Genomic DNA, 24,372 nt, shown 5'->3' on the forward strand with positions numbered 1-24,372 from the left:
CATACATGCGGTGGGGCTTGATGCGTCTCGAACCGGAGCACTGCTGCTAAACTTATCCACAATTGCTGGGACAGAAATCAGCAATCCGTCCTGGGTCAATTTTCAATCGGCAGGGTGGGTCAGTTTTGAATCAGCGCCAACACGTAGCTGGAGAGAATGCGCTTCCCCAATCCCAATGCTAGCGCCATTGGAACGCCCGCCCGGAAGGTGAGTCGTGTGGTCAGGTGCTAATTTTATTTTGTGTCGATCGATACAAAACCTGTGTTACCGTCTACGACAAATATGCAGAGCACCCCAGTCAATGGCCCGGCCTCGTACATTCGATGAATCAAAGGTTCTAACCTCCATAGTCGAGGCATTTTGGACTCAGGGATACGAGGGCACTTCAACCAGAGACCTTGTCAGGTGCACAGGCCTTAACCAGCCAAGCCTTTACAACGCTTTTGGCGACAAGCGCAGTCTTTATCGTCACGCCCTTGAGCATTATCTGGAATGTGGCGTGCGTGAGCGAATTCGGCGCCTCGAGGAGTTGCCAGATCCAGGATTGGCCATTACCGGTTTCTTTGCAGAAGTGCTGTATCGCACGCTGAACGATCCGCTGAATCGTGGATGCCTGTTGGTGAACTCTGCCCTCGAAACGAATGCAGAGGACGCAGACTTGCGTCAGGCAGTGTCAGAAGAACTTGAGACCATCCGCAGTTTTTTTGAAAGCCGCCTACATGCCTTCAGCTTGCAACGCGCAGTCGCCACAGGGATCGATGCAAAGCAGGGCGCTCATCACTTGCTCAGCGTATTGCTTGGGATTCGCGTGTTGGCACGGATCAACCCGGATCCTGCGTGTGTAACAGACGCTATTGGTATTGCACTCAACAGCCTTGGGCTTCCGCCCTTGGCGCTCTGCGACATTCATTGAAAGCCACTGTACGGAGTCAACATGATCAAGTTCTACTATCACCCGTCTCCCAACCCCGCGAAAGTCGCTCTTTTCCTGGAGGAAGCGGGTCTTGAGTACGACCTCATCCCTGTCGATACGCGAAAGGGGGAGCAACACGATCCGGCGTTTCTCAAGATCAACCCCAATGCCAAGACGCCGGCTTTGGTCGACGGCGAGAACGTAGTGTTCGACAGCAACGCCATACTGCTTTATCTGGCCGAAAAGAGCGGGAAGTTCCTGCCTGCCGACAACCTCAAAATACGCGGCGAAATGTATACCTGGCTCATGTTCGTTGCGACTGGCATTGGCCCGTATTCTGGCCAGGCGGTGCATTTCAAACACTTCGCACCAGAACCGAAAGACTACGCCGTGACTCGCTACACCTTTGAGGCCTGGCGTCACTGGTCGATTATCAACGATCGCCTGGCGAACCAGCCTTACATGCTAGGAAGTGAGTACACGTTGGTGGATATGGCCGTCTGGGGTTGGGCGCGTGCAGTACCGTTCATTTTGGGTGAACAGGCTTGGGAAAAACTTCCAAACGTGAAACGGCTTCTCGACGACATCAATGCGCGTCCGGCTGCCCAGCGTGCTGAAGCGCTGAAGACCCAGCACAGTTACAAGACAGAGATGGATGCTGACGCTCGCAAGGCAATGTTCCCGCAGATTTCTCAGTAGAGGTTCCAGGGCATGATCGACTTGTATTACTGGACTACTCCTAACGGGCACAAGATCACTCTGTTCCTCGAGGAGTCAGGGCAGCCTTATCGCATCGTGCCAGTGAACATTGGAAAGGGGGAGCAGTTCAGTCCGTCGATTCTGAACATCGCACCCAATAACCGTATTCCTGCCATTGTCGATCATGAACCGCTAGAAGGTGGTCAACCGTTGTCGATCTTTGAGTCGGGCGCCATTTTGTTGTACCTGGCAGACAAAACTCATCAGTTCATTCCTGATGATCTGCGAGGCCGTAATGAAGCCTTGCAGTGGCTGTTCTGGCAGATGGGCGGGTTGGGCCCAATGGCAGGACAGAACCATCACTTCGTCCAATACGCTCCGGAGCCGATTGCCTATGCGCAGGAGCGCTACATCAAGGAAACCGCTCGGTTGTATGGCGTGTTGAATAAACACTTAGCGGATGGCCGTGACTACATTGCTGGCGACTACAGCATTGCCGACATGGCGAGCTACCCATGGATTGTGCCTCACAGGCGGCAGCAGCAAGACCTTGCCGATTTCCCTCATTTGGCTCACTGGTTTGAGCGAGTAGGTGATCGACCTGCGACAAAGCGTGCTTATGCACTGGCGGAACGAATCAACACCGCACCGGTGGTCGACGAGGAAACACGCAAGCTGCTATTCAACCAGGACGCGAGCACGGTTCGATAAGCGAAACATACATGTGTGGTCGGTCTGTGAAGGCAATTCATAAGGTATGGAAGATGTAATCGGTGGAATCGTTGACAGCCATTGCCAGATTCGCCATGGCCAATCGTTCACCTAGTGATGGATCATCGACCCGCACTTGCCACTCAAAGTCGGGATAATCCTCTGAATCACCTTTGGCGCTGTCTATAGCCTCTAGCAGTTTTGTCCGATGCGGAAAATAAACGGCCAGCGCATTGTCTTTCCAACTCGTCACATTCAATCCTAGTTGCGCACAGATGGCGACCTTGCTTGAGGCGTCGGATTTGTCTGCTTGACGAGACTGATTGATGAGGGCTTCCAGCGCCGGATTGGCGCGTCCATCGGTACAGAGAATGTCGTTGCTCTCCCATGCTTGCGGCGGGCACACCTTGTTGTCTTGGCGTAGCGGAATGAATGGGTTGATCTCCATCGGATAAATGCGGCAAACCAATGGGCGTTCTTCGTAGATGCCGCAAAGATTATCCGTTCTGAGGTTGGGACATTGCTTGAGGGCTTTGCCAGCAAATACGGCGATGACGTTTATCCGGGATCCACCGCAACGTACGCTTACCGACCGACCTCTGGCGTGGGCGAATTCCTCTGATGAACAAGGCCAGTTCGATTCGTCGAAGGCCTCGACAATCACCGCGACGTCATGCCCCCGGGTCAACCATTGTTGCGCCTCAGCTAACGTTAACGGTATCAGTCTGCCTTTGCAGCAAATGCCGCAGCCTACGCAGGAAAATCGGACGTCATTGCTCTGCATGTGAATTACCTGGAAGTTGCAGCCCTACGGAAGGCGGGCGTTGTATTGGCGTGATTTGCGTCGCACGGAGAACGAAGCGTTTAGCGGTACACGGGTTGCCGAACCATCAACAAGGTTGCTTCCTGAAACCATTCTCCATAGTGAAGGTTTCATCGGATGCCCAGTCGCCGATCGAGTGAAAGTGATCCTGCCCCGCGCGCGAAGATGAGCAGTAGCAGGCCTGCCCAAGAAAGATGAGTTGGCCAGGCATCGGGGTAGACAAACACCTCGATGACAAAGGTCATGCCCAGCAATGCCAATGCTGATAAACGGGTAAACAGGCCCAGCACCAGAAGCACGGGAAACAGATGCTCGCTGTACGTCGAAAGGTGTGCTGCCAATTCTGGAGAGATCAACGGCAACGCGTATTCCGTGCGGAACAGTTCATAGGTGCTCGGTGTGATTGTCATAAAGTCCGTGACTTTGGTGCGTCCGGACATGAAGAAAATGGCGGCGATGGCGATGCGCGCCACCAGCACCAAAAACGAATCGCCGATGAGTGTGCTCAGTCGGTTCGCGACGCGATTCCAGAGGCCGCGCAGGGAGTGGTCAGCGGCGGGTGAGCGGGTTTGGAGGGTGTCCATGGCTTGCTCCGTTGATGATGTCAGTAATCAGTTTTCAGGAGGGGCGGCCCAAGTCCACCGCAGCGAATGCATCGGCACTCACCAGGCAGATAATGAGATTCTCCAGATTCAGGTCTGGTTCGGCTTCAATGGCCTTGTCTGCTGCGAGGTCAAGTGGCAACTGCTTTGCGCACGCATCCAGAAACGCGCAGTCCGCAACGCTGACGGCTTGCCAATGCACGCGACCGGCTTTACGTGTCAGCAGCGCGCCTTCACCTTGCCATTCGAGTTCTTCAGGCATTTCCAGTTGTTCGCGATTGACACGCCATATCGTGTAGGCCGGACAATCGGGCAGCCAGATCCAGCGGGCAGAGGCTCGTGGTTTTAGCTGGAGGTTGCCAAGTTCCGTCTCGGGAAATTGCGACAATTCGTTCAGCTCCAGACCCGATTCATCAACGGCGCAATGCACTTGAGTCCAGAGCAAATCCAGTCGGGCGACACCGCCCAAGTAGGGCATTTCGCGAGCATGCTCAAATTCGTCGAGAAAGCGGGGGAAGTCGCTGCCATAGTGCAGCAACCGGGCATCCGTTGGCGGCGAAAGGCGTGCGTATATCGCGATCGCACTTCTGAGCCAGTCAGTACCCACCAGGCGCTCTACAGTCGGAAAATTGGCGAGTAGCGCATCAGTCGAGCCCTTGAGTACCGTATTGCGATACACCGTAAAACCGGGCTGAGTGGTAAGTGAGTCCATGAGGGATGATTCGGTGCCATACAACGCATCCACGAATGCATCCTGAAATCTCGTGAGCGACGTCTTCATATCGCAACCTGCAATCGTTGGTTTTGCCCAAGGTTCAGCACGCTTTGTGCTCGGTTGCGTTCGGCCAGTAAAGCGTCGAAGCCAGGGATATGGTCATCACGTTCAATCAGTGTCGGACGCTGGCCGATCCGCTCAATCAGACGTCGATACAACGTCCAGACGTCCTCGGCTACAGGGGCGTCGTGGGTATCAATCAATAACGTGGAGTTGCCAGGATCCACGGCGTATCCGGCCAGATGGATTTCCATGATCGCCGACGCCGGGAAGGCGTCCAGGTAGGCCGCTGCATCGAATTCCAGGTTGTGGGCGCTGATGTGCACGTTATTTACATCCAGCAGTAATCCGCAGCCCGTTCGCTGACTCAGCTCAGTCAGAAAGTCGAGTTCGCTGTATTCATGACCTTCAAGTTGTAAATAGTGGGTCGGGTTTTCGATCGCAATGCGACGTCCCAGGACATCTTGCGTGCGTTGGATATTGCTTGCGATGCGCCGCAACGCCTCGCCAGTGCGGGGAAATGGCAGCAAGTCAGGATGGTATTGGCCACGCCACGCTGACCACGCGAGGTGCTCGGAAATCAATGTAGGTTGAACGCGATCCGCGAGCATTTTCAGGCGTTTCAAATGCTCCTCGTCCGGCGGACAGTCCGCCGCCAGCGAGAGCGAGACACCGTGCAACGACAGTGGGTGTCGCTCGCCAATGGCCTCTAACCATGCCAAACGGGGGCCACCACCAACCATGTAGTTTTCCGGATGAACTTCGAACCAGAGACCCTCGGCGGTACACTCGAGGGCGTCCTCATAGTGGTTCGGTTTGAGGCCGAGTCCGGCCCCGATCTGGAAATGTTTGTTCATGGCTGGCGTGTGCCCCGTGGTGTTGACGTTACATTGCTGTAAGAGTGCCGGTGCCTTTTGGTGTCTTGATAGTGGTGCAAGTACCGACTGGAACGTTTTTCCAGGCGTTAGGTTGGTAATCCATTTTGGCAGTGCCAGCACAGGTGGTGCCGGCGCCGGCTTTGCAATCGTTGTGACCAGCCATGGCAACGCCGTAACATTTTTCCATCGCGCCTGCTTTATCCATGGAACCGGCTGCGGTTGGGGTCTCTGCGGCAATGGCGCCGGCAGCGAAGGAAGAAAAGGCAACGGCGAGGGCGGCAAGTTTCAGATTGTTCATGGCTGTTTCTCCGGGATCATAAGGACGGGTCGATGCATCAGCGCAGGAGTGCGCTGTGCTTGCGATCCGAAAGGTAGTTCGCTGACTTTTCCTTTCCGGTTACAGCCACCACAAAATATTTTTCAAAAACTTTTCATAAGCCGCAAACGAGACCGATTGTTGCCTTATGTCCTTGAGCGCAAGCATCATCCATTGCCCGTCATCAGCACTGGCGTCGTATAAGTACAAAAAATATTTTCACCCTTCGTGTAACCAGGGCGGACGATGGAACGAACTACACATAACGACGCGTTACGTAGCCGAGAGAGACACCTCCAGGCGCTGTTTCTTGCAGGTTTGGAAGGAGATGAACGGGCTTATCGCACCTTTCTATCGACGTTAAGTGGTCATGTACGCGGCTTTTTGCGAACTAGGCTTCAGCGGCAACCCAGTGAAGTCGAAGACTTGCTGCAAGAGGTGTTGTTGGCCGTGCATAACGGTCGCCAGACGTATCGGGTGGATCAGCCACTGACGGCGTGGGTTTTTGCCATCACCCGCTACAAGCTCACAGACTTTTTCCGAGGACGGTCGCGCCATGAGGTCTTCAACGACACCCTGGACGACTCGGCGGAACTGTTTGCCGAGCCTCTCCTTGAACCGGCGCAGGCCAGTCGCGACCTGGGCAAGTTGCTTGAGCAATTACCTGAGCGTCAGCGCCTGCCGATCATGCTCGTGAAGCTTGAAGGATTGTCCGTCACCGAAACTGCGCAAATGACAGGGTTGTCGGAGTCAGCCGTTAAGATCGGCGTACATCGCGGGCTTAAAGCGCTGGCGCTGAAGATTAGAGGTACATTATGAAAACTGATGATTTTATTGGCATGCTCGCTTCCGGGGTCACCCCGGTCGACCGGCATGCACTTACCAAGCGCTTCAGTGTCGCGGTGCTGGCGGGGCTGGTGGTTGCCACTTTGCTGGTGACGATCATATTGGGCGTTCGTCCAGACCTAGCCACTGTGGCAGCAACGCCGATCTTCTGGGCGAAGATCGCCTTTCCGCTGTGCCTGATGATCGGCACTTTGAGCGTGGTAACGCGACTGGCAAGACCTGGAGTAACTCCGGGCTCCGGAGAATTTTTGATCGGTACAGCGGTGGCAGCGGTGTGGGCCGGTACCCTGTATGTCCTCGTGACCGCAGCTCCCGATACGCGCGTCGCGATCATTCTGGGTAAGACTTGGCGGGTATGCGCAATGAACATTACCTTGCTCTCGATTCCAGGATTCATCGCTGTTTTCTGGGCCTTACGCGGGTTGGCTCCGACGCGACTGACGCTGGCAGGTGCCTGTGGTGGACTGTTGGCAGGTGCGATGGCTACGATCGCCTATTGTCTGCATTGCCCTGAAATGGAGGTTCCATTTTGGGGGGCTTGGTACATGTTGGGCATGCTAGTTCCGACCTCTATAGGCGCGTTACTAGGACAGCGGTGGCTTCGTTGGTAGCAATTAATAGTCGATAATGCATCGGTTGCTCTTCATGGCGTTTCGCTTCAGGCGCGAAAGATGTATTTGCCGAACGCTTTCTTCATACATTCGTCCGTTGCTGCCTTCGCGCATATCCAATGGCGCAGGGCCGGTTTTGACCGTATTGGTTCAACATCGTGTCAAGGATATAGCTGTGTTTCTAGCGACAGATCAGTGACAAATTAGTGGCTTTACATTGACTTGACCGAAACCAATTCCACGTATCGATATTTTTTCCTGGCTGCTTTAACAGCTTCTTGCTCTGCCAGGAGTGTACTCAGGGTATCTGCCTCGTGGATCAATTCGTGTGTTTTGCCTTCAAACTCGTTGCCGACGCGCAGGGTCACTTTCAAGCGAGGCGTGAATGTCTTCGCGACCTTCTTTTTCTGCGGCGGTATTGCCGGTTGAGCTGGCGCGATCTCCGGCGTAGGAGCTTGTACCGGAGTGACACTCACCTGTTCTTCTGGTGCGGGGCTGCCGAAGAGCGCTCGGCGCATCTCTTCTTCAGTCAATTCTGGGTTCATGTGATTCTCGTGGGGGATGTGTAGCTGGCCTAATACTAACAGTCGAGGAGGCCGTTACCAATTTGCCGAAATAGCAGCTGAGGCAAGGCATGCGCCTACGCTCCCATTGAAGGAGCCTTGCCGATTTCGTTGAGCACTACATGGTAGGCGACGCTGCTCGAAACTCAACTGTGAGGTGGCTAACTTCGTGAACAGCCTTCAACCGATCACGGATGCTATCCGCATTCGTTGTAGGGCCACCAAGAACACTGACAATGGCAGCGTGGGCTTCTGGGCCAACACGCCACACGTGTAGGTCGGTAATCTTGGCGTCACCAGGTTGCTCAACCAGTTCGCGGATTTCTTCAGCAACGTGATCATCAGTTTGGTCGAGTAGAACACCGGCAGTCGCGCCCATCAAAGTCCAAGCCCATCGTGCAATCACAATGGCGCCGACGATACCCATCGCTGGATCAAGCCAGACCCATCCGAGATAGCGCCCAGCGAGCAGGGCGGCAATTGCAAGAACGGATGTCAAGGCATCTGCAATCACGTGGATGTACGCAGATCTGAGGTTGTTATCGCTGCCGTGAGGACTATGGTCGTGCTCGTGATGATCGTGGCCATGGCCATGGCCATGGCCATGGCCATGGCTGTGACCGTGACCGAGCAGTAGAGCGCTCACTATGTTGACCGCGAGGCCAACGATGGCGATCAGCGTTGCCGTCCCGAACTGGACTTCAGTCGGCTGGAGCAGTCGAATGACGGACTCAACCCCGATTCCCAGAGCTACAAGCCCCAGAATGAGCGCTGACGCAAAGCCGCCCAGGTCTCCAACTTTACCGGTGCCGAAGCTGAAGCGGGAGCTGGATGCGTTCCGCTTGGCATACGCATAGGCCGCAAATGCGATTCCCAACGCACCGGCGTGGGTTGCCATATGGAAACCGTCCGCGAGTAGCGCCATCGATCCTGTGACGTACCCAGCGGCAATCTCACCGACCATCATCACAACGGTAAGTATCACCACCCAAAGGGTGCGCTTTGCATTCTCATCGTGTGCCGACCCGAGAAATACGTGCTCGTGGGTGAAGCCGGTGGTGCTGGTCATGGAATTCAAGCCTGCGTTCATCACTTGGAATAACGTCGAATGGCTTCGAGAAGCTCTTCGACGCCCTTGGCGCGCTCTTCATCGCTCAGCGCAGGATTGGCAACATGCTCCCTGGCGTGATCTTCGATGATTTCGTCCATCAGGCCGTTGATGGCCCCGCGCGTGGCGGCCACAAGATGGAGCGTCTTGGCACAGTCGTGATCTGACTCAAGAGCCCGTTCAACCGCTTGGATCTGACCAGCGATGCGCTTCACTCGCTTGAGCAGATCGTCTTTATTTGATGCTACATGACCCATAGGATACCCCCCTTACCTATACAAATAATTACATACCGCCCCCCCCTATGCAAGGTTGGTTCGGCGATGATCACTTGATCCGGACTTCTGACGTGATCAGAGTTTGACGCGATGGACGCTTTTGGATGCTGACCAGCCGTGACCTCTTGGCACGCACCTGCTATTTTTCAGCGTGGCAATAAGCGTGCGAGCCTGCGCGAATTTTTGCGACTTTCGCAAGGCCAGCACCAAGGGTGTTGCAGTAATGGCCGTGTGCCGTTCGTGAGGATCTCTGCACAACTTCAAGGTGGTGTCATGATCGTCAAGGCAGGCGAAGTTATGCATAACCTCGGATATTGTTTTGAAGGGTGCGCTCACGCCGGGCCATTTGTGGCAACGCAGGACTTTGACCTCGATTCATTAGTTGCATAGGTAATGAACCCGCTGACCGAGAGATGTGAGGCGTCCAGCGTATTATCGCAAATACCTGGGATGCTTTTCGAAAGCGGATTCATCACCAAGATCCCTTGTCGCAAGATCTACTTAGGAGTGATGGGAGAGGTCGACATTCGCGAAGAGAAGGAATATCTCTGATGACGACGGTTCAAGCATCTGACTAAAGCGACTCAGGATTATCAGACGCAAGCAGGGTTGGTTAAACGTTGATGACTTCAGCGGCTAGTGCCGCTCTGGTCATGAGCAGTGTCGTGAACAAAGCGTTACGCAGACCGATATTCATACGAGTAACGTTTACTGACAGCAGCAACCGCCGCCGTTCCCGCCACAGCCCGAGGTTTTCTTACTCGCTACGCTTTCCACTGTCGACAGCTGTGCTGGATAGCCCGCGTTCTCAAGGGCTGCAAGCAGCGCATGGCTGTCCGAATCGCCGCTGACCTTCACCCGTCCGGCTTGTAGATCCACTGTTACGTCCCTGACTCCTTCAAGTGGGCGCAGCGCTTCGGTGACATGTTTGACACATGAACCACAGCTCATGCCTTGGACTTGCAGTTCAACAGTTTTCATTGGTGACTCCTCACAACAAAGTTGATCAGGGAAAGACTGACGCATGAGGCTTTTCTGCGGCGTTGGCTTATCCTCAACCTTGCTGCCATGGCAAGGTCAAGCGGTCGTTTTCACTCAATCAATGGAAGCCTGGCGCAGACGCAAGGCGTTGAATACCACCGACGCCGAGCTCACGCTCATGGCCAGTGCGGCAATGAGCGGTGACAGAAGGTGACCGGTAAGTGGAAAGAACAAACCGGCAGCCAGTGGGATACCCATAGCGTTGTAAAGGAAGGCGAAGGTCAGGTTCTGGTGCATATTTCTCACCGTTGCGACTGACAGGCTGCGAGCACGTAGGATACCGAGCAAATCCCCCTTGACCAGGGTGACCTGAGCGCTGTTCATCGCCACGTCAGTGCCAGTTCCCATGGCGATACCTACATCAGCGCGAGCCAGTGCGGGGGCATCATTAATGCCGTCGCCGGCCATCGCCACCCGGTGTCCGGCTTGTTGCAGAGATGCCACCAGACGCTCTTTATCTTGCGGTTTGACCTCGCCGTGAACCTCCTCGATGCCCAACTGGCGAGCTACCGAGCGAGCAGTCGTAATGCCGTCGCCAGTGGCCATGATGACCTTGACGCCATCCGCCTGCAGACGCTCGACGGCCAGCTTCGTGGTGGGTTTGATGGGGTCGGCAACAGCCAGCAAACCCGCCAGGGCGCCATCGACTGCCAGGTACATGATGCTCGTACCGTCGCCGCGTAGCTTCTCGGCATGTTCTTGCAAGCTCTCTGTGGAAACGCCGGCCTCCTGCATCAACGCGGTATTGCCTAACATCAGGCGGCGACGCTCGACCTGACCGCTTACACCGATACCTGAGGCTGACTCGAAGGTTTCAGGTGTTATCAGTTTTAGCCCTGCGGCACGAGCCTGCTCGACGATGGCGTGGGCCAATGGATGCTCACTGCCCTGATCGAGACTTGCGGCCAGGCGCAACACTTCATCCTGAGTAAATCCGGGTACGGCCTCGACGCTATGGAACGCTGGTCGACCTTCAGTGAGGGTGCCAGTTTTGTCGACTATCAAGATGTCTATCTTGCGCAGGTTTTCGATGGCGGCGGCATCGCGAAACAATACGCCGCTGCCAGCAGCCTTGCCGGTGGCAACCATGACTGACATCGGTGTCGCTAGGCCAAGGGCACAGGGACAGGCGATGATCATGACCGCGACAGCGTTGATCAGTCCGAACACCCAACTTGGCTCGGGCCCCCACAGCCCCCAGCCGAGTAGAGTCAGCGCGGCGATAGCAATCACAACGATCACGAAGTAACTGGCAATCACGTCTGCCAGCCGTTGCATCGGCGCTTTTGAGCGTTGTGCCTGCACAACCATCTGCACAATCTGTGCGAGCAGGGTCGCTGACCCTATCTTCTGCGCCTGCATCACCAGACTGCCGTGTATGTTGAGAGTGGCGCCAATCAGCGCGTCGCCGGCCCTCTTCATGATCGGTATCGGTTCGCCGGTGAGCATCGACTCATCTACAGCGCTTTCGCCTTGCAACACCTGGCCGTCGACAGGCACTTTTTCGCCTGGACGCACACGTAATGTATCGCCGCTGTGTACGTGTGTCAGTGGGATGTCTTCTTCCGTGCCATCGGCATTGATCCGTCGGGCAGTTTTGGGTGCCAGTCCAAGCAGCGACTTGATGGCAGCCGAGGTTTGCGAGCGAGCCTTGAGCTCGAGCATCTGACCGAGAAGGGTCAGTGAGATGATCACAGCCGCCGCTTCGAAGTACACACCGATGCGGCCCTCCATCATGAAGTTACTGGGGAATACATCGGGGGCCAGGGTGGCCACGACGCTGTAAAGGAAGGCCGCCGCCGTGCCGAGGCCGATTAGCGTCCACATGTTCGGACTTCGCTGAAGCACCGAACGCACACCACGCACATAAAACGGCCAGCCAGCCCACAGCACGACGGGTGTAGCCAATCCCAGCTCGACCCAATTTTGCGTGGTGCCATGGAACAGCACCAGGGCATGGCCACCCATAGCCAGCACGGTTACGATCACTGTCAGTGGCAATGTCCACCAGAAGCGCCGGGTGAAGTCCTTGAGTTCTAAGTTCTCTTCTTCCTCCAATTCGGGAATCACCGGCTCTAAGGTCATGCCGCACTTAGGGCAGACGCCGGGGCCGATCTGGCGAATTTCCGGATGCATGGGACATGTGTATTCAGCGGCACCCGTTAACGGTTCTGCTGTTGTCTGAGGGATTTGTTCGATTTTCAGTTGGGATATTCGATAACGCTCGGGCGCTGCCCTGAAGGTCGTTTGGCATTTCTGGCTGCAGAACCGGTAGTTTTGCCCCTCATATTCCGTGCTGAACTGGCTGTCGTTACTGACGGTCATGCCACATACCGGATCATGGGAGCCGGTGGGTTGAGGTTCAGACTTCTGTATTAAGTCGTGCTCTTGACGAAGCTCAGGGGTGTGCATGAGCTAACTCCTGTTCGCATCCTTGGTTGAGGCTGAGGTTTCGCCGTGATGACTGTGACCACCGTGGTGGTGCCCGAAAAAATGCATCAGTGGGCACAACAGCAAAATCATGTAAGGCAGTAAGCCCAGCATATGGCCGTAGTGTTCTCTTGCTAGATAGAACAGCACGATCACTAGCAGCATGCCCAGCGCTATGCCGGGTTTGCTCCTCCAAAATGTTGGAGAGGTGTTAGCGGAATGTGGCGAATTCATCATGGTTCTGTACTCCTGAGGGAGTGCTGATGAGTGATACGTCGTAAAGGTGCAACGGGCGGCAGTTTTACCCTTGGCATATTGGCTAAAGTAAAACCGTCGCTGCATTGCCTACAGGCTTGTGCGCGTCACTTGCTCATCGGCATGTTCATCATGCTCGTTTGCTGATCCATCATTTTCATCATCATGTTGATCATTCCCATTTCCATGCCGTCTTTGTTGCCGTCCATGCCCATGCCCTTGCCATGACAGTTCTTATGCATCATGGCCATGCTGTCCTTCATCGTCTTCATGCTCTCCTGCATGGCGGCATGGCGGCATGTCGCTCGGCAGGGGTCTTGGCGGCGGCTGCCTTGTCGTGTGCAGCCTGCATTTTTTGCATTTGCTCGGTCATGACACTGTTTTGCATCGGCGTAGCTGCTTCGCTTGTCTTGGCGGGCGCGGTCTGCCCCTCCGGGTGATGCTCATCGACTGCCGAGGCGATAAGTGGGCTGCTCACGAGCAGGGTGGCGAGGATAAATTTCAATGTGGCATGCATGGCAATCTCCAAAGGGTCAGGACAACTCAGGTAATACCAAGCAGCGCCAGGCTGGCGCAGTCAGACAGCGCGCCGAGAATCGGCGCGCAGAAGGTCGGATTAATCGTTGAAACGGACAAAAATCAGGCGGGAAGGAGGTCTGGCCGGTACAGGGCGCCGTAATGCAAGAAAGGCAAAAGCGGAGGGATTGGCGGGATACAAAATCAGCAACGCTGGGATAAGGAGCAGAAATGTCCAACTGAACAGGTCAAATATTTGAAGATGGAGCGAAGGACTTACGGCTATTGCCGCATCGGCGCAGTGTTTAAGGCAACCGAGGGCATGGGCGTCGTGGCTATCGTGATCTTGCGCGGTGATCAGCGAGACATGAGTTGTAGCCGGATTGTGGCTGGGCTGTGCCAGACATCCCTGGGTCGCTGCCAGGCCAAACGCTAACACCCACAGCACGATGGCGAGACGTATGAACGTTGGTTGACGATGGCGAAACCAGAACATGGAGAATCTCCGGTACTGATTAGCGGATTTTGATTTTTCAACATACGCCACATTGAAGTGCCACGGTTGATCTAGATCAATTTATGCATCCGGCTGTCGGTTCTGTGGTGCGGTCAAATTTTATGACGCCCGTCGATCTTTCAGATGTTGAGTTTCTCCGCGTGCTGTCAAAAGTGTAATCACCGGCTAAGCGTGCTGACAGGTGCGTCCCCTCATCATCCTCATCGAGCTGACGCTCAAACTCTCTGGTTTCATCGAGAGTCAATTCCTTGAAGGAGATGCTATGAAAGCTACCAACGTTGTGATTCTTACACTCAGTTTGGCTATATCGTCCCTGGCCTTTGCCGAAGGTGGCGGCGACCGTTCGGTTGAGCGCATGGAACGAGCTCGCGAGACGGCAATGGCCACCACCAAACCCGTCCCACAAGCGCAAGAGGATATTGCACAGGAAAAGCCCACGGCTGAAGAGCAGAAGCATCAATGCTGAGCCGCCCAGCTTACGCAAATGTAATCCCCCCGTTTGCTGGCTTATGGCATCTTCCAATGTATGAAGCGCACTAGCTGTCCAAAGCGTGAACCCTCGGGAACACGCCAACGTGCGTGCACCTGACATCCGACTGACGGGACATGAATCGGTATGCATTCCAAAACTTCTCGGCGCACCTTTGTGAAGGGTCTCACCGCAGGCGGGATTCTCGGTGGCTTAGGCCTCTGGCATAACCCTATTTGGGCGGCCCGTAGCTTGGGCGAGACTAATGTCCTGTCAGGTACAGAGTTCGACCTCTTTATTGGAGAGACACCGGTAAATATCACTGGGAATGCCCGGACTGCCATGACAATCAATGGCGGGATTCCGGGGCCTCAGCTGCGCTGGCGTGAGGGCGATACCGTGACCTTGCGGGTCAAGAACCGCCTCAAGGATATGACATCAATCCACTGGCACGGGATTATCCTCCCCGCGAATATGGACGGTGTACCGGGCCTTAGCTTTCATGGGATCGAGCCTAACGGCACGTATGTCTATCAATTCAAGGTCAAGCAGAGCGGAACGTACTGGTATCACAGTCACTCCGGCTTCCAAGAACAAGTAGGTGTATACGGCCCATTGGTAATCGACGCGAAAGAGCCCGAGCCATTTGAGTATGACCGTGACTACGTGGTGATGCTTACCGACTGGACGGATGAAGATCCGGCTTCGCTGATGAAAACACTGAAGAAGCAGTCTGACTACTACAACACCCACAAGCGCACAGTCAGTGATTTCATCCATGACGTAGCTGACAAAGGTTGGTCAACCACCGTCGCTGACCGCAAAATGTGGGCCGAAATGAAGATGAATCCCACTGACATTGCAGACGTCAGTGGCGCGACATACACCTACTTGATGAACGGCCAGGCGCCGAACTCCAACTGGACGGGCACCTTCAAACCTGGCGAAAAGCTTAGGTTGAGGTTCATCAATGGTTCAGCCATGAGCTACTTTGATGTCCGTATTCCGGGTTTGAAGATGACTGTTGTGGCTGCCGATGGCCAGTATGTTAAGCCCGTAAGCGTGGACGAGTTCAGGATCGCCACTGCCGAGACTTTCGATGTGATCGTCGAACCAACTCAGGACGCCTACACACTGTTTGCGCAGTCGATGGATCGGTCGGGGTACGCAAGAGGCACCTTGGCCGTCCGGCCTGGTCTGGCTGCCCCAGTACCTGAACTTGACTGTCGTCCTCTCGTCACTATGGCCGACATGGGTATGGCCGGTATGGATCATGGTGCGATGGGTGGTATGGGGGATATGGCTGGGATGGATCACAGCAAGATGGCCGGTATGGGGGACAGCTCAATGGAGGGCATGTCAGGCATGGACGGCGGTGCCATGAAAGGTATGAACCATGGCGCTACGCAAGACATGTCCGGCATGGACAGCATGGCTGGGATGGATCACAGCAAAATGTCTATGGGCGGCATGAGTGGTATGGGAGAAATGCAGTCGCACCCAGCCACAGAATCCAACAATCCTCTCGTCGACATGCAGGCAATGTCGACGTCGCCAAAGCTTGATGATCCTGGCATGGGCCTTCGCGAGAATGGTCGAAAGGTGCTGACGTATTCAGACCTAAAGAGCACGTTTGAGGATCCAGATGGCCGTGAGCCAAGTCGAACCATCGAACTGCACTTGACCGGTCATATGGAGAAATTTTCCTGGTCTTTTAACGGCGTGAAGTTTTCGGATGCCGAGCCGTTAAAACTGAAATACGGCGAGCGAGTCAGGATCGTGCTCGTCAACGACACCATGATGACTCACCCCATCCACTTGCATGGCATGTGGAGCGACCTTGAAAATGAAAACGGGCAATTCCTTGTCCGCAAACACACCATTGATATGCCGCCAGGGTCGAAGCGCAGCTACCGAGTGACAGCCGATGCGCTGGGGCGCTGGGCCTACCACTGCCATCTCCTGTACCACATGGAAATGGGGATGTTCCGCGAAGTGCGTGTAGAGGAATAAGGAGTCGACTATGAGCAATTATTTTTGCGGGACTCGCATGCACTCAGCTGTATTTACCGTCGCTCTAGCCGCTGGTTTTGGCTTGCCGGCAGCCGCTGAACCAAGCCAGGGCATGGATCACAGCCAGATGCAGGGTATGGATCACGGCCAGATGCAGGGCATGGATCACAGCAAAATGGAGGGTATGCAGCCCGCCAAGCAACCACAAACCCAAAGCCGTACTCCGATACCGCCGCTAACCGATGCCGACAGAGCCGCAGTCTATAAGTCCCCGGGTGGTCACGCGGTTCATGACACAGCCCTCAACTCATTTTTTATATTTGAGAAATTGGAATGGCAGGATGCTGACGATGGAAGCTCACTGAACTGGGAAGCCCAAGGTTGGATAGGGGGAGATGTTGATCGTCTATGGTTGCGTTCCGAAGGCGAGCGCACCAATGGGAAGACTGAAGAAGCTGAGGTTCAAGCTTTATGGGGACACGCCATCAGCCCTTGGTGGGATCTACTCGGCGGCGCTCGTCAAGACTTCAAACCAGGCGACCCTCAAACGTGGGCGGCTTTCGGTATCCAGGGCTTGGCGCTCTACAATTTCGAGGCCCAGGCTACTGCTTATTTGGGTGAAGGCGGCCAGACCGCAGCGCGGCTGGAAGGTGACTACGACATTCTCCTAACCAATAAGCTGATTTTGCAACCGACGGCAGAATTCAATTTCTATGGCAAAAGCGATCCCAAACGTGGAGTGGGTTCGGGGCTGTCTGAGAGTGAAGTCGGTTTGCGGCTCCGATACGAAATCCGTCCTGAGTTCGCACCTTATGTAGGTGTGACGTGGAATCGGGCTTATGGAAAGACGGCTGACTATGCCAGCGAGGAAGGCGAAGACAATAACGAAGCACGTTTGGTGCTCGGCGTCCGGGTGTGGTTCTAAATCACAGTTAGCGGCACCAAATAATTACTAACCTCATAACAACAGCTACGCGCTGTGGGGAGCCTCGCATGTCTATACTTAAATCCTGTGTTGTGGCCGTCGCTCTTTCATCCAGTCTTCTGCTCAGTGCAGTTGCCCAGGCTCACCCGAAGCTGCTGTCTTCGACCCCGGCTGAAGGCGAGAGCGGCCCAGCTCCCGCGAAGATTGAACTGCACTTTTCTGAAAACTTGGTTACCCAATTTTCCGGAGCTAAGTTGGTCATGACGGAAATGCCCGGTATGTCACACTCCCCTATGGCTATGAAAGCCAGCGTCGCTGGGAGTAACGATCCTAAAACCATGATCTTGACTCCGGCCTCTCCTCTCACTGCTGGCACCTACAAAGTCGAATGGCGAGCGGTCTCCTCCGATACCCATCCGATTACTGGCAGCGTCACTTTCAAAGTGAAATAAGTATGAGCGACCCAATCAACGTGGCGCTGCGCCTCGCGCTGTATTTGGATCTGATGCTCCTCTTCGGTCTCGCCGTCTTTGGGCTATACAGCTTTCGGGGAAAAGAGCGTGTATCGGGAACGCTGTTGCATTTTGGGTCGCTACTGCCTGGCACCGCTGTTATAGGTATGCTTTTGTCCATAGCAGCTTTTGTAGTTATGACAAAAAATATGAGCGGCGCATCCGACTGGGCGGAGCTGCGACCTCACATGGAAATGATGCTGTACGAGACTGAGGTCGGCTGCAGCTGGGTCACACGCATGTTCTCGCTAGCAGTGGTGATTTTTGCTGGAAGCCAGAACAGGCGATGGCCGACGGGCAGTCTCTGGGTCGCTACCATTGCGGGCAGCATTGCCTTAGCGACAATCCCATGGACAGGTCACGGGGCGATGAATGAAGGCGCCCTGCGATTCTGGCACTTTGCCGCTGATATTCTGCACCTACTTGCCGCTGGCGGATGGATCGGAGCTCTAGCGGCGTTTGGTCTGATGTTGAGTATTAGGGGGGCTAATTCGGAACAACTGGTACGAGTGCTATCGCGAGCGCTCAGGGGATTCGAAACAGCGGGCGCACTCATTGTTGGTACGATCATAGTTACTGGCGTCGCTAATTATCTCTTCATTGTCGGGCCGACAGTAATCGAAGTCGTAACCAGCACCTATGGCGTTCTCCTACTCGTGAAGATCCTACTGTTCGTGGGCATGATCGGGCTAGCTACCCTCAATCGTTTCTACCTGAGCCCTTCACTAGAGCGGTCTGTGGTGGCCGGTGATTTTTCTCTAGCGGCAACTGCTTTGAGAAAAAGTGTGGTGATCGAATCAACCTGTGCTGTCGTCATCGTTTGCTTGGTGGCTTGGCTAGGAACATTGAGCCCCTCAATCGAGATGGCTCAAGGGTGATCTAGGAGCTAGATCCGAGCGGCCCCAAGGGCGCTCAGATCTGAGCAACGACTATCGGCTGATGGGGTAGCCAGCGACCACTTCTTGCGCACCTGCCTTGGTGAGCCCCAGGACTTGGTAAGGTTGATGATTCAGGCCGTAGTCCATACCAGGAGAACCTGCGGGCATGCCTGGCACTGGCAATTCCAGCGAGGTCTGAACGACCATTCAGCTTCTTGATTTCATCGGCTGGGACATGACCCTCTACGAATTTGCCGTCAATCACAGCCGTATGGCATGAAGCGAGTCCCTGTGGCACGCCCAGGTTCTGCTTGATAGCACTCATATTACTTTCCACATGGTCTACTACCTTGAATCCATTTGATTCGAGGTGCTTAACCCAATCCTTGCAGCACCCGCAGTTCGCGTCCCGATGTACATCGATTGTGAGTGGCTCAGCTGCCTGCACAACCCCACAAATCATCAATCCCACAGCAAGCGATAGCTTGAGTTTGAACATTCTATGCACCTCGTCACGTGTCATTGCGCGGTTGCTCTGCATGCCCTTGGCCGTGCGCCACGAGTAGCGCTTCCGCACCGTTAGAAAAATAGGTTAAGCGCAAAAAGTCAGGTTGCCGATTACATTTTTGTAAGCCGCATCTTCGCTGCCGCCGCTCAATTGCCCCCGAGCCTGTCGTGACTGCGTGCTTTCTGTTTGCTGTTGGGGCAATTACATTTGCGTAAGCTTCCGCACAGTCGTCAGATTGGTAGCACACTAGAACACCGCAAAACCGGAGCCCAAGCATGAAACTCTTGGTTGCAGAAGACGAACCCAAAATCGGAATGTACCTACAGCAAGGCCTCTTGGAAGCTGGCTTCAGTGTCGACCGGGTTGTGACAGGAACCGAGGCGTTGCACCAGGCGCTGAGCGAGACCTACGATCTCTTAATTCTGGACGTAATGATGCCGGGCATTGATGGCTGGGAAGTCATCCGAAATGTCCGCGCAGGCGGAAGTTTAGTCCCTGTGCTGTTTCTGACGGCCAGGGACGGAGTTGATGACCGGGTGAAAGGCTTGGAGTTAGGTGCGGACGATTATCTAGTCAAACCCTTCGCATTTTCTGAATTGCTTGCCCGCGTCAGAAGCTTGCTTCGCCGTGGCGCCGCCGTACCCAACCAGACATCTATTAAGATCGGGGATCTGGAGGTCGATCTTCTAAAGCGACGGGCCTCGCGCTCAGGTCGACGCATTGACCTTACCGCCAAGGAATTTTCGCTGCTAGAGCTGCTGATGCGCCGTCGGGGAGAAGTCTTGCCGAAATCACTGATCGCATCGCAGGTTTGGGACATGAACTTCGACAGTGATACCAACGTGATCGAAGTCGCGATTCGTCGGCTCCGGGCCAAAATCGATGACGATTTCGACACCAAGATGATTCAGACCGCGAGGGGAATGGGGTACATGCTAGATGCTCCGGATACAGAATGAAGCGCGCATCTCTTACCCTCCGTTTAAGCATGATGTTTGTCTGTGCCGTGGTGGCCGTGTTGGTAGTAGCAGGCTTTACCTTTGATGGGTTCAGTCAGCATCATTTTAAGGCCATCGACCGTCAAGCGATGACGGAAAAGCTCGAATCCATTCGGCAAATAATGGATGGCGAAGCTGGCTCCGCAGACCCTTCTGAAGTTGTGTTGCAACTACAAGCACTCCTTGGTGCTCACCAGGAACTCTCAGCCTCAATTATCGCGATGGGCGGGAAGACGTTCTTCGCGACTTCAAATGCAGTTGGACATCCTTCTTCCTCCTCTGGTGACTCAAGGGAAGATATGTGGGAGTGGACAGCTGGAAGCCATATGTTCCGAGGCATGAAAGCCCAAGTTCATTTGGCGAATGAAGCTGAGCCAATGACCGCGTGGCTGAGTCTAGACATCACAAGTCATATGCATTTCGTTGAGACTCTGCGCTGGTGGTTAGTGATCGGGCTGGCGATTAGCGCCTTGGTCAGCGCAGGTTTAGGATGGTTGGTCGCGCTCAGCGGGCTGAAGCCGGTCGCACAAGTAACGAAAGTCGCGGCCTCGATGTCAGCCGGATCGCTGAAGGAGCGTATTCCGATGGATTCTGTGCCTCGCGAGCTTGAGCTCCTTGTCACTTCGTTCAACGCTATGCTGGCTCGCCTTGAAGAGTCATTTACTCGGTTGTCTAACTTTTCAGCCGATATCGCGCACGAGCTGCGTACCCCTATCAGCAATCTGCGCACACATACCGAAGTCATCCTCACAAAGAAACGTGCACCAGAGGATTATGAAGAGAATCTCTATTCCAACCTGGAGGATCTGAACCGGCTTTCCAGCATTATTGACGGCATGCTTTTCTTAGCAAAGTCGGACAACGGCCTGGTTCTACCTGCCAAAGAGAAAATCGAGTTGTGTTCGGTCGTCGAAAAATTGTTCGAGTATTACCAGCTTCTGGCAGACGACACAGGGGTAAAGCTGCAGGTAGTCGGGCACGGCGCGGTGAATGGTGACAGGACGATGCTGGATCGGACGATCTCAAATTTGCTGTCCAATGCGCTCAGGTATACCCCACCTGACTGTACGATTTCCGTGAAAATCGAGCCCCTTGGCGACATGATCAGCTTGTCAGTGGAAAACCCCGGCGAGGAGATAGCGGTAGAGCATCTGCCCCGGCTGTTTGACCGTTTTTACCGAGTCGATCCCGCACGGAGAGAGAGCGCTACGAACCATGCGGGGTTAGGGTTGGCAATCGTCAAATCACTGGTTGACGCCCATGACGGCACCGTCGGATGTGTCTCCAGAGAAGGTCATACGACCTTTGTAATCCGCTTACCCGCGTGGCCTGCTGATCACGAGTGAAAGCAAGAGATCGCTTGTATGCCTTGCGCAATCTCCCATGCTGGCTGTTTCGACGTCACTGACAAGATATAGGTATGCCTGGCCCAGGCCACAAATATGGCGAGAACAAGCGTGAGTACCACCGTCGTTGTCAGCGTTCTGCTGAACATGGCGTTCGGGTTTCAACTTGTTTTATAGGGTTTTGTTACGTTTGACCTATCCCCCTGGGGGGGATAGGATGCCAGCGTAATTCTTTGGGGCCCGAGGCTCAAGTCATGAGTGAGCAAGAACACCAACATAGCCATCCGCACACCCACCAAAGTCACGAGGCGATCATCAAGCGCCTCAAGCGGGCTGATGGCCATTTACGCGGCATCATCACCATGATCGAAGAGGGTCGTGAATGCGTGGACATTGCTCAGCAGTTGCACGCTGTCGAAAAAGCGGTCTGCCAGGCGAAGCGCACGCTCATCCAGGATCACATCGATCACTGCCTTGAGGACACCGTTTCGGCGTTAGGTAATGGCGAGCGCGCACCGCTGGAAGCGTTCAAACAAATCACCAAGTACCTCTAGGTCTGAAATGCCCAACTTCGCTGAACTGCTACAACAAGGCGGGGCTCACGCCTGGCTGTATTTCCCGAGCGCTATTCTGCTCGGCGCCTTGCATGGCCTGGAACCGGGCCATTCAAAAACCATGATGGCGGCCTTCATCGTGGCCATTCGTGGTTCGGTAAAACAAGCCGTTTTGTTGGGCTTGGCCGCGACGCTGTCGCACACCGCTGTGGTGTGGTTGGTCGCCATCGGCGGCATGTACCTGGGCAAAGGACTGGATGCTCAAACCACTGAGCCGTACTTCCAGCTTGCGTCCTCTGCACTGATCATCGTGATTGCGCTGTGGATGCTGTGGCGTACCTGGCGCGGTGAGCAGATGTTCAAGTTCGAGCAAGGTGATGATCATCACCACGACGAGCATGACCATGGTCATCATGATGAGACCCACCGAATCGATACTGGCCATGGCCGTGTTGAGCTGTAGATCTTCGAAGAAGGCGTGTCACCGCATTGGCGCCTGAAGACATTGACCGGACACGCCTGGACAGCCTCAGATGTTCGCCTGATGACTACTCGTCCGGACGGCAGCACTCAATCGTTCTCTTTCGTCGAGCGCGAAGGCTTCCTGGAGTCGGCAGTCGATATCCCGGAGCCTCATGAGTTCAGTGCCCGCTTGAGTCTGGGCCATGCGGGTCATTCCCATGATTATGACCTGGAATACCTAGAGCATGATCACGGGCACACGCATTCCGAACTGGAAGGCCTGGAGTTGTCGATTGATGGCTATCAGGATGCGCACGAACGTGCACATGCCAATGATATCCGTAAACGCTTCACCAACCGCGAGGTGACCACGGGTCAGATCGTCATGTTCGGTCTGACGGGCGGTCTGATTCCTTGCCCTGCCGCAATCACTGTCCTGCTGCTCTGCCTTCAGGTTAAAGAAGTCGCGCTGGGAGGCATGCTCGTCCTGTGCTTCAGCATCGGATTGGCGCTCACCTTGGTGACTGTGGGTGCTGCTGCGGCCATTGGCGCTAAGCAGGCATCTAACCGCTGGCCATGGCTTGGCACCGTTGCTCGTCGTGCGCCGTACCTATCCAGCGTGTTGATCATTGGTGTTGGTCTGTACGTAGGGTTCCATGGCTGGATCGGCCTGAACGCATAAGGCGATGTCCGAGTGCCCTGCGGATCGACCACCGGGAGGATGTAAGCAGTGCCATTGATGGAAAAGATGTCGCGTTCGACGGACGCCAGGGCTTCACGACAGACATTGGAGTCAGGCAACAGATAGGCACCATCGCGCAAAACCGCGAAGGACAGCTAATGGATGAAATCAGTCATAGCCCCAATGCCTGCACCACTCTCGGGAACTAAGCACCATATGTAAGGAAGGTCACCCCACTTTTGGGGAATGCTCCGTGAAGCAATATGAATCTACCGTCCTGAAGTGGCCATTTCATCGCAAAGTCGTGGTGACCTACCAACTGGCTTGGTAATTGCTCTCATGCTTGTACTCAATATTCGTTGAGTAATCGAAAACCGGAGATTAGAGCCTTGTGGAAACGTCCTATGCTTATCGGAGTTTCGCTTGGAATCGGAATCCTTACACTCGGTTTGGCTGTGAGTATTATCCTCATGCAATGGCAACTGAGATAACCCAGCCACGCAGCTGTGCAGACGAAGTAATACGTCTCGGCTGGATTGGCTTGAGTGATGCCTTGATCGGTTTTTAACCACTGCAGATCTAGAAACTGCATGTCAGAAACTTTATTTCGCGTCGGTAATGTTGGCTTAACTTAGGATGTGCTTTATCGCCTTTGGCAGGCCTATTGGGCCGACCGCTTCCAATTGTAAGAGCCATTCTCAGCGACTAGACTCCAGACCATGAAACGCTATCTGCGGTTTTGCCTCATCTTCATGATCAGCTTTGCGCTTCCCCTCAGCGGGATGGCGGGCGTTCAGGCACCAACAGAACCGTGCCCAATGAAGACGATGGGCATGGCGATGATGGACGATATGGGGATGGACTGCTGCAACGATATGAAAAGCCCTTCCGAGCACGGCAAACCTTGTAAGCCGGGCCAGGAATGCAAGTCGGGCGGCATGCTGCAAGTCTCGATCTTAAAGCCTCCTGTATCCGTATTCAGCCCCGAAGTAATTTCATTCTTCAGCGATTCCTTGCCTGTAAAGACCTCGTCCGGGGTTTGGCGACCGCCTCGCGTTTGATTCCTGTCCCACATTGAGCCTCATTCCGCATTAGCGGGATGGACTAGCTGCGCGCATGTCTTTTTTCGTGTGCAGCGGATGA

The 24,372-nt window shown here is 54.7% G+C and carries 26 protein-coding genes and 5 pseudogenes; 16 read left to right on the forward strand and 15 right to left on the reverse strand.

The features are described 5' to 3' along the window. Window positions 1–301: 301 nt before the first annotated feature. From IMW75_RS27275 to IMW75_RS23710, 4 genes and pseudogenes are all read left to right on the forward strand, one after another. Window positions 302–457: pseudogene (locus tag IMW75_RS27275) on the forward strand (TetR/AcrR family transcriptional regulator); the annotation flags it as partial. Between the two features lie 42 nt (window positions 458–499). Beyond that, window positions 500–913, forward strand: coding sequence for a TetR family transcriptional regulator C-terminal domain-containing protein (locus tag IMW75_RS23700; protein ID WP_256592738.1), 414 nt, complete (start codon window positions 500–502; stop codon window positions 911–913). Between the two features lie 21 nt (window positions 914–934). Continuing rightward, window positions 935–1,612, forward strand: a complete 678-nt coding sequence (locus IMW75_RS23705; protein WP_101209393.1) for a glutathione S-transferase family protein — start codon at window positions 935–937, stop codon at window positions 1,610–1,612. 12 nt (window positions 1,613–1,624) lie between these two features. After that, window positions 1,625–2,323, forward strand: a complete 699-nt coding sequence (locus IMW75_RS23710) for a glutathione S-transferase N-terminal domain-containing protein (protein ID WP_205893935.1) — start codon at window positions 1,625–1,627, stop codon at window positions 2,321–2,323. Between the two features lie 37 nt (window positions 2,324–2,360). Here IMW75_RS23710 and IMW75_RS23715 read toward each other — a convergent pair whose 3' ends face one another. From IMW75_RS23715 to IMW75_RS23735, 5 genes are all read right to left on the reverse strand, one after another. Then, a complete protein-coding gene (locus tag IMW75_RS23715; protein ID WP_101209391.1) occupies window positions 2,361–3,107 on the reverse strand; it encodes a YkgJ family cysteine cluster protein in 747 nt (248 codons plus the stop codon). Between the two features lie 149 nt (window positions 3,108–3,256). Continuing rightward, window positions 3,257–3,730: a DoxX family protein gene (locus IMW75_RS23720; protein WP_101209390.1), complete on the reverse strand. Its 474-nt coding sequence runs from the start codon at window positions 3,728–3,730 to the stop codon at window positions 3,257–3,259. 34 nt (window positions 3,731–3,764) lie between these two features. After that, the gene (locus IMW75_RS23725; protein ID WP_101209389.1) at window positions 3,765–4,529 is read right to left on the reverse strand and encodes an HvfC/BufC N-terminal domain-containing protein; all 765 of its coding nucleotides are present in this window, start codon (window positions 4,527–4,529) and stop codon (window positions 3,765–3,767) included. Further along, a complete protein-coding gene (bufB, locus tag IMW75_RS23730; RefSeq protein WP_101209388.1) occupies window positions 4,526–5,380 on the reverse strand; it encodes an MNIO family bufferin maturase in 855 nt (284 codons plus the stop codon). The genes IMW75_RS23725 and bufB overlap by 4 nt, the downstream gene beginning before the upstream one ends. Before the next feature lie 28 nt (window positions 5,381–5,408). Continuing rightward, window positions 5,409–5,699: a BufA1 family periplasmic bufferin-type metallophore gene (locus IMW75_RS23735; RefSeq protein WP_101209387.1), complete on the reverse strand. Its 291-nt coding sequence runs from the start codon at window positions 5,697–5,699 to the stop codon at window positions 5,409–5,411. Between the two features lie 264 nt (window positions 5,700–5,963). On the opposite strand from IMW75_RS23735, the gene IMW75_RS23740 reads away from it, so the two are divergent. Together IMW75_RS23740 and IMW75_RS23745 are read left to right on the forward strand one after the other, a co-directional pair. Beyond that, window positions 5,964–6,536 (forward strand): sigma-70 family RNA polymerase sigma factor, encoded by a 573-nt coding sequence (locus IMW75_RS23740; protein ID WP_101209386.1) that lies wholly within the window; start codon window positions 5,964–5,966, stop codon window positions 6,534–6,536. Further along, window positions 6,533–7,174, forward strand: coding sequence for a DUF1109 domain-containing protein (locus IMW75_RS23745; protein ID WP_101209385.1), 642 nt, complete (start codon window positions 6,533–6,535; stop codon window positions 7,172–7,174). Before IMW75_RS23740 ends, IMW75_RS23745 begins: the two co-directional genes overlap by 4 nt. A gap of 212 nt (window positions 7,175–7,386) precedes the next feature. Here the strand turns inward: IMW75_RS23745 and IMW75_RS23750 are convergent, their stop codons facing one another. From IMW75_RS23750 to IMW75_RS23780, 8 genes and pseudogenes are all read right to left on the reverse strand, one after another. Further along, window positions 7,387–7,719, reverse strand: a complete 333-nt coding sequence (locus tag IMW75_RS23750) for a hypothetical protein (RefSeq protein WP_101209384.1) — start codon at window positions 7,717–7,719, stop codon at window positions 7,387–7,389. Between the two features lie 136 nt (window positions 7,720–7,855). Beyond that, entirely contained in the window at window positions 7,856–8,827 is a 972-nt protein-coding gene (gene dmeF / locus IMW75_RS23755) for a CDF family Co(II)/Ni(II) efflux transporter DmeF (RefSeq protein ID WP_101209383.1), read from the reverse strand. Then, window positions 8,827–9,102, reverse strand: coding sequence for a metal/formaldehyde-sensitive transcriptional repressor (locus IMW75_RS23760; RefSeq protein ID WP_101209382.1), 276 nt, complete (start codon window positions 9,100–9,102; stop codon window positions 8,827–8,829). The genes dmeF and IMW75_RS23760 overlap by 1 nt, the downstream gene beginning before the upstream one ends. Window positions 9,103–9,831: 729 nt before the next feature. Beyond that, entirely contained in the window at window positions 9,832–10,104 is a 273-nt protein-coding gene (locus IMW75_RS23765) for a heavy-metal-associated domain-containing protein (protein ID WP_101209381.1), read from the reverse strand. A 114-nt stretch (window positions 10,105–10,218) separates the two neighbouring features. Continuing rightward, on the reverse strand, window positions 10,219–12,489 hold the full coding sequence (locus tag IMW75_RS23770; RefSeq protein ID WP_101209459.1) for a heavy metal translocating P-type ATPase: 2,271 nt from the start codon (window positions 12,487–12,489) through the stop codon (window positions 10,219–10,221). 90 nt (window positions 12,490–12,579) lie between these two features. Next, complete coding sequence (locus IMW75_RS27065) at window positions 12,580–12,831, reverse strand: DUF2933 domain-containing protein (protein WP_101209380.1); 252 nt, start codon at window positions 12,829–12,831, stop codon at window positions 12,580–12,582. A 125-nt stretch (window positions 12,832–12,956) separates the two neighbouring features. Beyond that, a pseudogene (locus IMW75_RS23775) lies at window positions 12,957–13,366 on the reverse strand (hypothetical protein). A 99-nt stretch (window positions 13,367–13,465) separates the two neighbouring features. Next, window positions 13,466–13,861, reverse strand: a complete 396-nt coding sequence (locus IMW75_RS23780; protein ID WP_101209378.1) for a hypothetical protein — start codon at window positions 13,859–13,861, stop codon at window positions 13,466–13,468. Window positions 13,862–14,063: 202 nt separating this feature from the next. Here IMW75_RS23780 and IMW75_RS23785 point away from each other — a divergent pair, with 202 nt between their 5' ends. From IMW75_RS23785 to copD, 5 genes are all read left to right on the forward strand, one after another. Continuing rightward, the gene (locus tag IMW75_RS23785; protein WP_178076622.1) at window positions 14,064–14,348 is read left to right on the forward strand and encodes a co-regulatory protein PtrA N-terminal domain-containing protein; all 285 of its coding nucleotides are present in this window, start codon (window positions 14,064–14,066) and stop codon (window positions 14,346–14,348) included. Window positions 14,349–14,498: 150 nt separating this feature from the next. Further along, a complete protein-coding gene (locus IMW75_RS23790) occupies window positions 14,499–16,364 on the forward strand; it encodes a copper resistance system multicopper oxidase (protein WP_101209377.1) in 1,866 nt (621 codons plus the stop codon). Between the two features lie 37 nt (window positions 16,365–16,401). Next, on the forward strand, window positions 16,402–17,289 hold the full coding sequence (locus IMW75_RS23795) for a copper resistance protein B (protein ID WP_237142326.1): 888 nt from the start codon (window positions 16,402–16,404) through the stop codon (window positions 17,287–17,289). Window positions 17,290–17,357: 68 nt separating this feature from the next. Continuing rightward, entirely contained in the window at window positions 17,358–17,741 is a 384-nt protein-coding gene (gene copC / locus IMW75_RS23800) for a copper homeostasis periplasmic binding protein CopC (protein WP_101209375.1), read from the forward strand. A 2-nt stretch (window positions 17,742–17,743) separates the two neighbouring features. Then, on the forward strand, window positions 17,744–18,679 hold the full coding sequence (gene copD, locus IMW75_RS23805; RefSeq protein WP_101209374.1) for a copper homeostasis membrane protein CopD: 936 nt from the start codon (window positions 17,744–17,746) through the stop codon (window positions 18,677–18,679). A gap of 51 nt (window positions 18,680–18,730) precedes the next feature. Here copD and IMW75_RS23810 read toward each other — a convergent pair. Beyond that, a pseudogene (locus IMW75_RS23810) lies at window positions 18,731–19,178 on the reverse strand (DUF411 domain-containing protein). Between the two features lie 284 nt (window positions 19,179–19,462). Here IMW75_RS23810 and IMW75_RS23815 point away from each other — a divergent pair. From IMW75_RS23815 to IMW75_RS23830, 4 genes and pseudogenes are all read left to right on the forward strand, one after another. Continuing rightward, entirely contained in the window at window positions 19,463–20,146 is a 684-nt protein-coding gene (locus IMW75_RS23815) for a heavy metal response regulator transcription factor (protein ID WP_101209373.1), read from the forward strand. Then, entirely contained in the window at window positions 20,143–21,531 is a 1,389-nt protein-coding gene (locus tag IMW75_RS23820) for a heavy metal sensor histidine kinase (protein ID WP_101209372.1), read from the forward strand. The genes IMW75_RS23815 and IMW75_RS23820 overlap by 4 nt, the downstream gene beginning before the upstream one ends. Window positions 21,532–21,785: 254 nt before the next feature. Continuing rightward, window positions 21,786–22,085 (forward strand): metal-sensing transcriptional repressor, encoded by a 300-nt coding sequence (locus IMW75_RS23825; RefSeq protein WP_101209371.1) that lies wholly within the window; start codon window positions 21,786–21,788, stop codon window positions 22,083–22,085. Window positions 22,086–22,092: 7 nt separating this feature from the next. Next, window positions 22,093–23,229, forward strand: a pseudogene (locus IMW75_RS23830) (nickel/cobalt efflux protein RcnA). Between the two features lie 8 nt (window positions 23,230–23,237). Here IMW75_RS23830 and IMW75_RS27070 read toward each other — a convergent pair. Next, window positions 23,238–23,375 (reverse strand): annotated as a pseudogene (locus IMW75_RS27070) (chromate resistance protein ChrB domain-containing protein); the annotation flags it as partial. Window positions 23,376–23,948: 573 nt separating this feature from the next. Between IMW75_RS27070 and IMW75_RS23835 the strand changes: the two are divergent. Beyond that, the gene (locus IMW75_RS23835) at window positions 23,949–24,290 is read left to right on the forward strand and encodes a hypothetical protein (RefSeq protein ID WP_101209369.1); all 342 of its coding nucleotides are present in this window, start codon (window positions 23,949–23,951) and stop codon (window positions 24,288–24,290) included. The last annotated feature ends 82 nt before the right edge of the window (window positions 24,291–24,372 follow it).

Source organism: Pseudomonas gregormendelii, assembly GCF_017114825.1.
Taxonomy (GTDB): Bacteria; Pseudomonadota; Gammaproteobacteria; order Pseudomonadales; family Pseudomonadaceae; genus Aquipseudomonas; species Aquipseudomonas gregormendelii.

Excerpts from the sequence above, each read along its gene's own strand:
- IMW75_RS23735 (WP_101209387.1), bottom strand. The coding sequence starts at position 5,699 with ATGAACAATCTGAAACTTGCCGCCCTCGCCGTTGCCTTTTCTTCCTTC.
- IMW75_RS23770 (WP_101209459.1), bottom strand. The coding sequence starts at position 12,489 with ATGACCGTCAGTAACGACAGCCAGTTCAGCACGGAATATGAGGGGCAA.
- copD (WP_101209374.1), top strand. The coding sequence starts at position 17,744 with ATGAGCGACCCAATCAACGTGGCGCTGCGCCTCGCGCTGTATTTGGAT.
- copC (WP_101209375.1), top strand. The coding sequence starts at position 17,358 with ATGTCTATACTTAAATCCTGTGTTGTGGCCGTCGCTCTTTCATCCAGT.
- IMW75_RS23835 (WP_101209369.1), top strand. The coding sequence starts at position 23,949 with ATGAAACGCTATCTGCGGTTTTGCCTCATCTTCATGATCAGCTTTGCG.
- IMW75_RS23725 (WP_101209389.1), bottom strand. The coding sequence starts at position 4,529 with ATGAAGACGTCGCTCACGAGATTTCAGGATGCATTCGTGGATGCGTTG.
- IMW75_RS23780 (WP_101209378.1), bottom strand. The coding sequence starts at position 13,861 with ATGTTCTGGTTTCGCCATCGTCAACCAACGTTCATACGTCTCGCCATC.
- IMW75_RS23765 (WP_101209381.1), bottom strand. The coding sequence starts at position 10,104 with ATGAAAACTGTTGAACTGCAAGTCCAAGGCATGAGCTGTGGTTCATGT.
- IMW75_RS23795 (WP_237142326.1), top strand. The coding sequence starts at position 16,402 with ATGCACTCAGCTGTATTTACCGTCGCTCTAGCCGCTGGTTTTGGCTTG.
- IMW75_RS23715 (WP_101209391.1), bottom strand. The coding sequence starts at position 3,107 with ATGCAGAGCAATGACGTCCGATTTTCCTGCGTAGGCTGCGGCATTTGC.
- IMW75_RS23750 (WP_101209384.1), bottom strand. The coding sequence starts at position 7,719 with ATGAACCCAGAATTGACTGAAGAAGAGATGCGCCGAGCGCTCTTCGGC.
- IMW75_RS23720 (WP_101209390.1), bottom strand. The coding sequence starts at position 3,730 with ATGGACACCCTCCAAACCCGCTCACCCGCCGCTGACCACTCCCTGCGC.
- IMW75_RS23760 (WP_101209382.1), bottom strand. The coding sequence starts at position 9,102 with ATGGGTCATGTAGCATCAAATAAAGACGATCTGCTCAAGCGAGTGAAG.
- dmeF (WP_101209383.1), bottom strand. The coding sequence starts at position 8,827 with ATGAACGCAGGCTTGAATTCCATGACCAGCACCACCGGCTTCACCCAC.
- IMW75_RS23710 (WP_205893935.1), top strand. The coding sequence starts at position 1,625 with ATGATCGACTTGTATTACTGGACTACTCCTAACGGGCACAAGATCACT.
- IMW75_RS23790 (WP_101209377.1), top strand. The coding sequence starts at position 14,499 with ATGCATTCCAAAACTTCTCGGCGCACCTTTGTGAAGGGTCTCACCGCA.
- IMW75_RS23820 (WP_101209372.1), top strand. The coding sequence starts at position 20,143 with ATGAAGCGCGCATCTCTTACCCTCCGTTTAAGCATGATGTTTGTCTGT.
- bufB (WP_101209388.1), bottom strand. The coding sequence starts at position 5,380 with ATGAACAAACATTTCCAGATCGGGGCCGGACTCGGCCTCAAACCGAAC.
- IMW75_RS23745 (WP_101209385.1), top strand. The coding sequence starts at position 6,533 with ATGAAAACTGATGATTTTATTGGCATGCTCGCTTCCGGGGTCACCCCG.
- IMW75_RS23740 (WP_101209386.1), top strand. The coding sequence starts at position 5,964 with ATGGAACGAACTACACATAACGACGCGTTACGTAGCCGAGAGAGACAC.
- IMW75_RS23815 (WP_101209373.1), top strand. The coding sequence starts at position 19,463 with ATGAAACTCTTGGTTGCAGAAGACGAACCCAAAATCGGAATGTACCTA.
- IMW75_RS23825 (WP_101209371.1), top strand. The coding sequence starts at position 21,786 with ATGAGTGAGCAAGAACACCAACATAGCCATCCGCACACCCACCAAAGT.
- IMW75_RS27065 (WP_101209380.1), bottom strand. The coding sequence starts at position 12,831 with ATGATGAATTCGCCACATTCCGCTAACACCTCTCCAACATTTTGGAGG.
- IMW75_RS23705 (WP_101209393.1), top strand. The coding sequence starts at position 935 with ATGATCAAGTTCTACTATCACCCGTCTCCCAACCCCGCGAAAGTCGCT.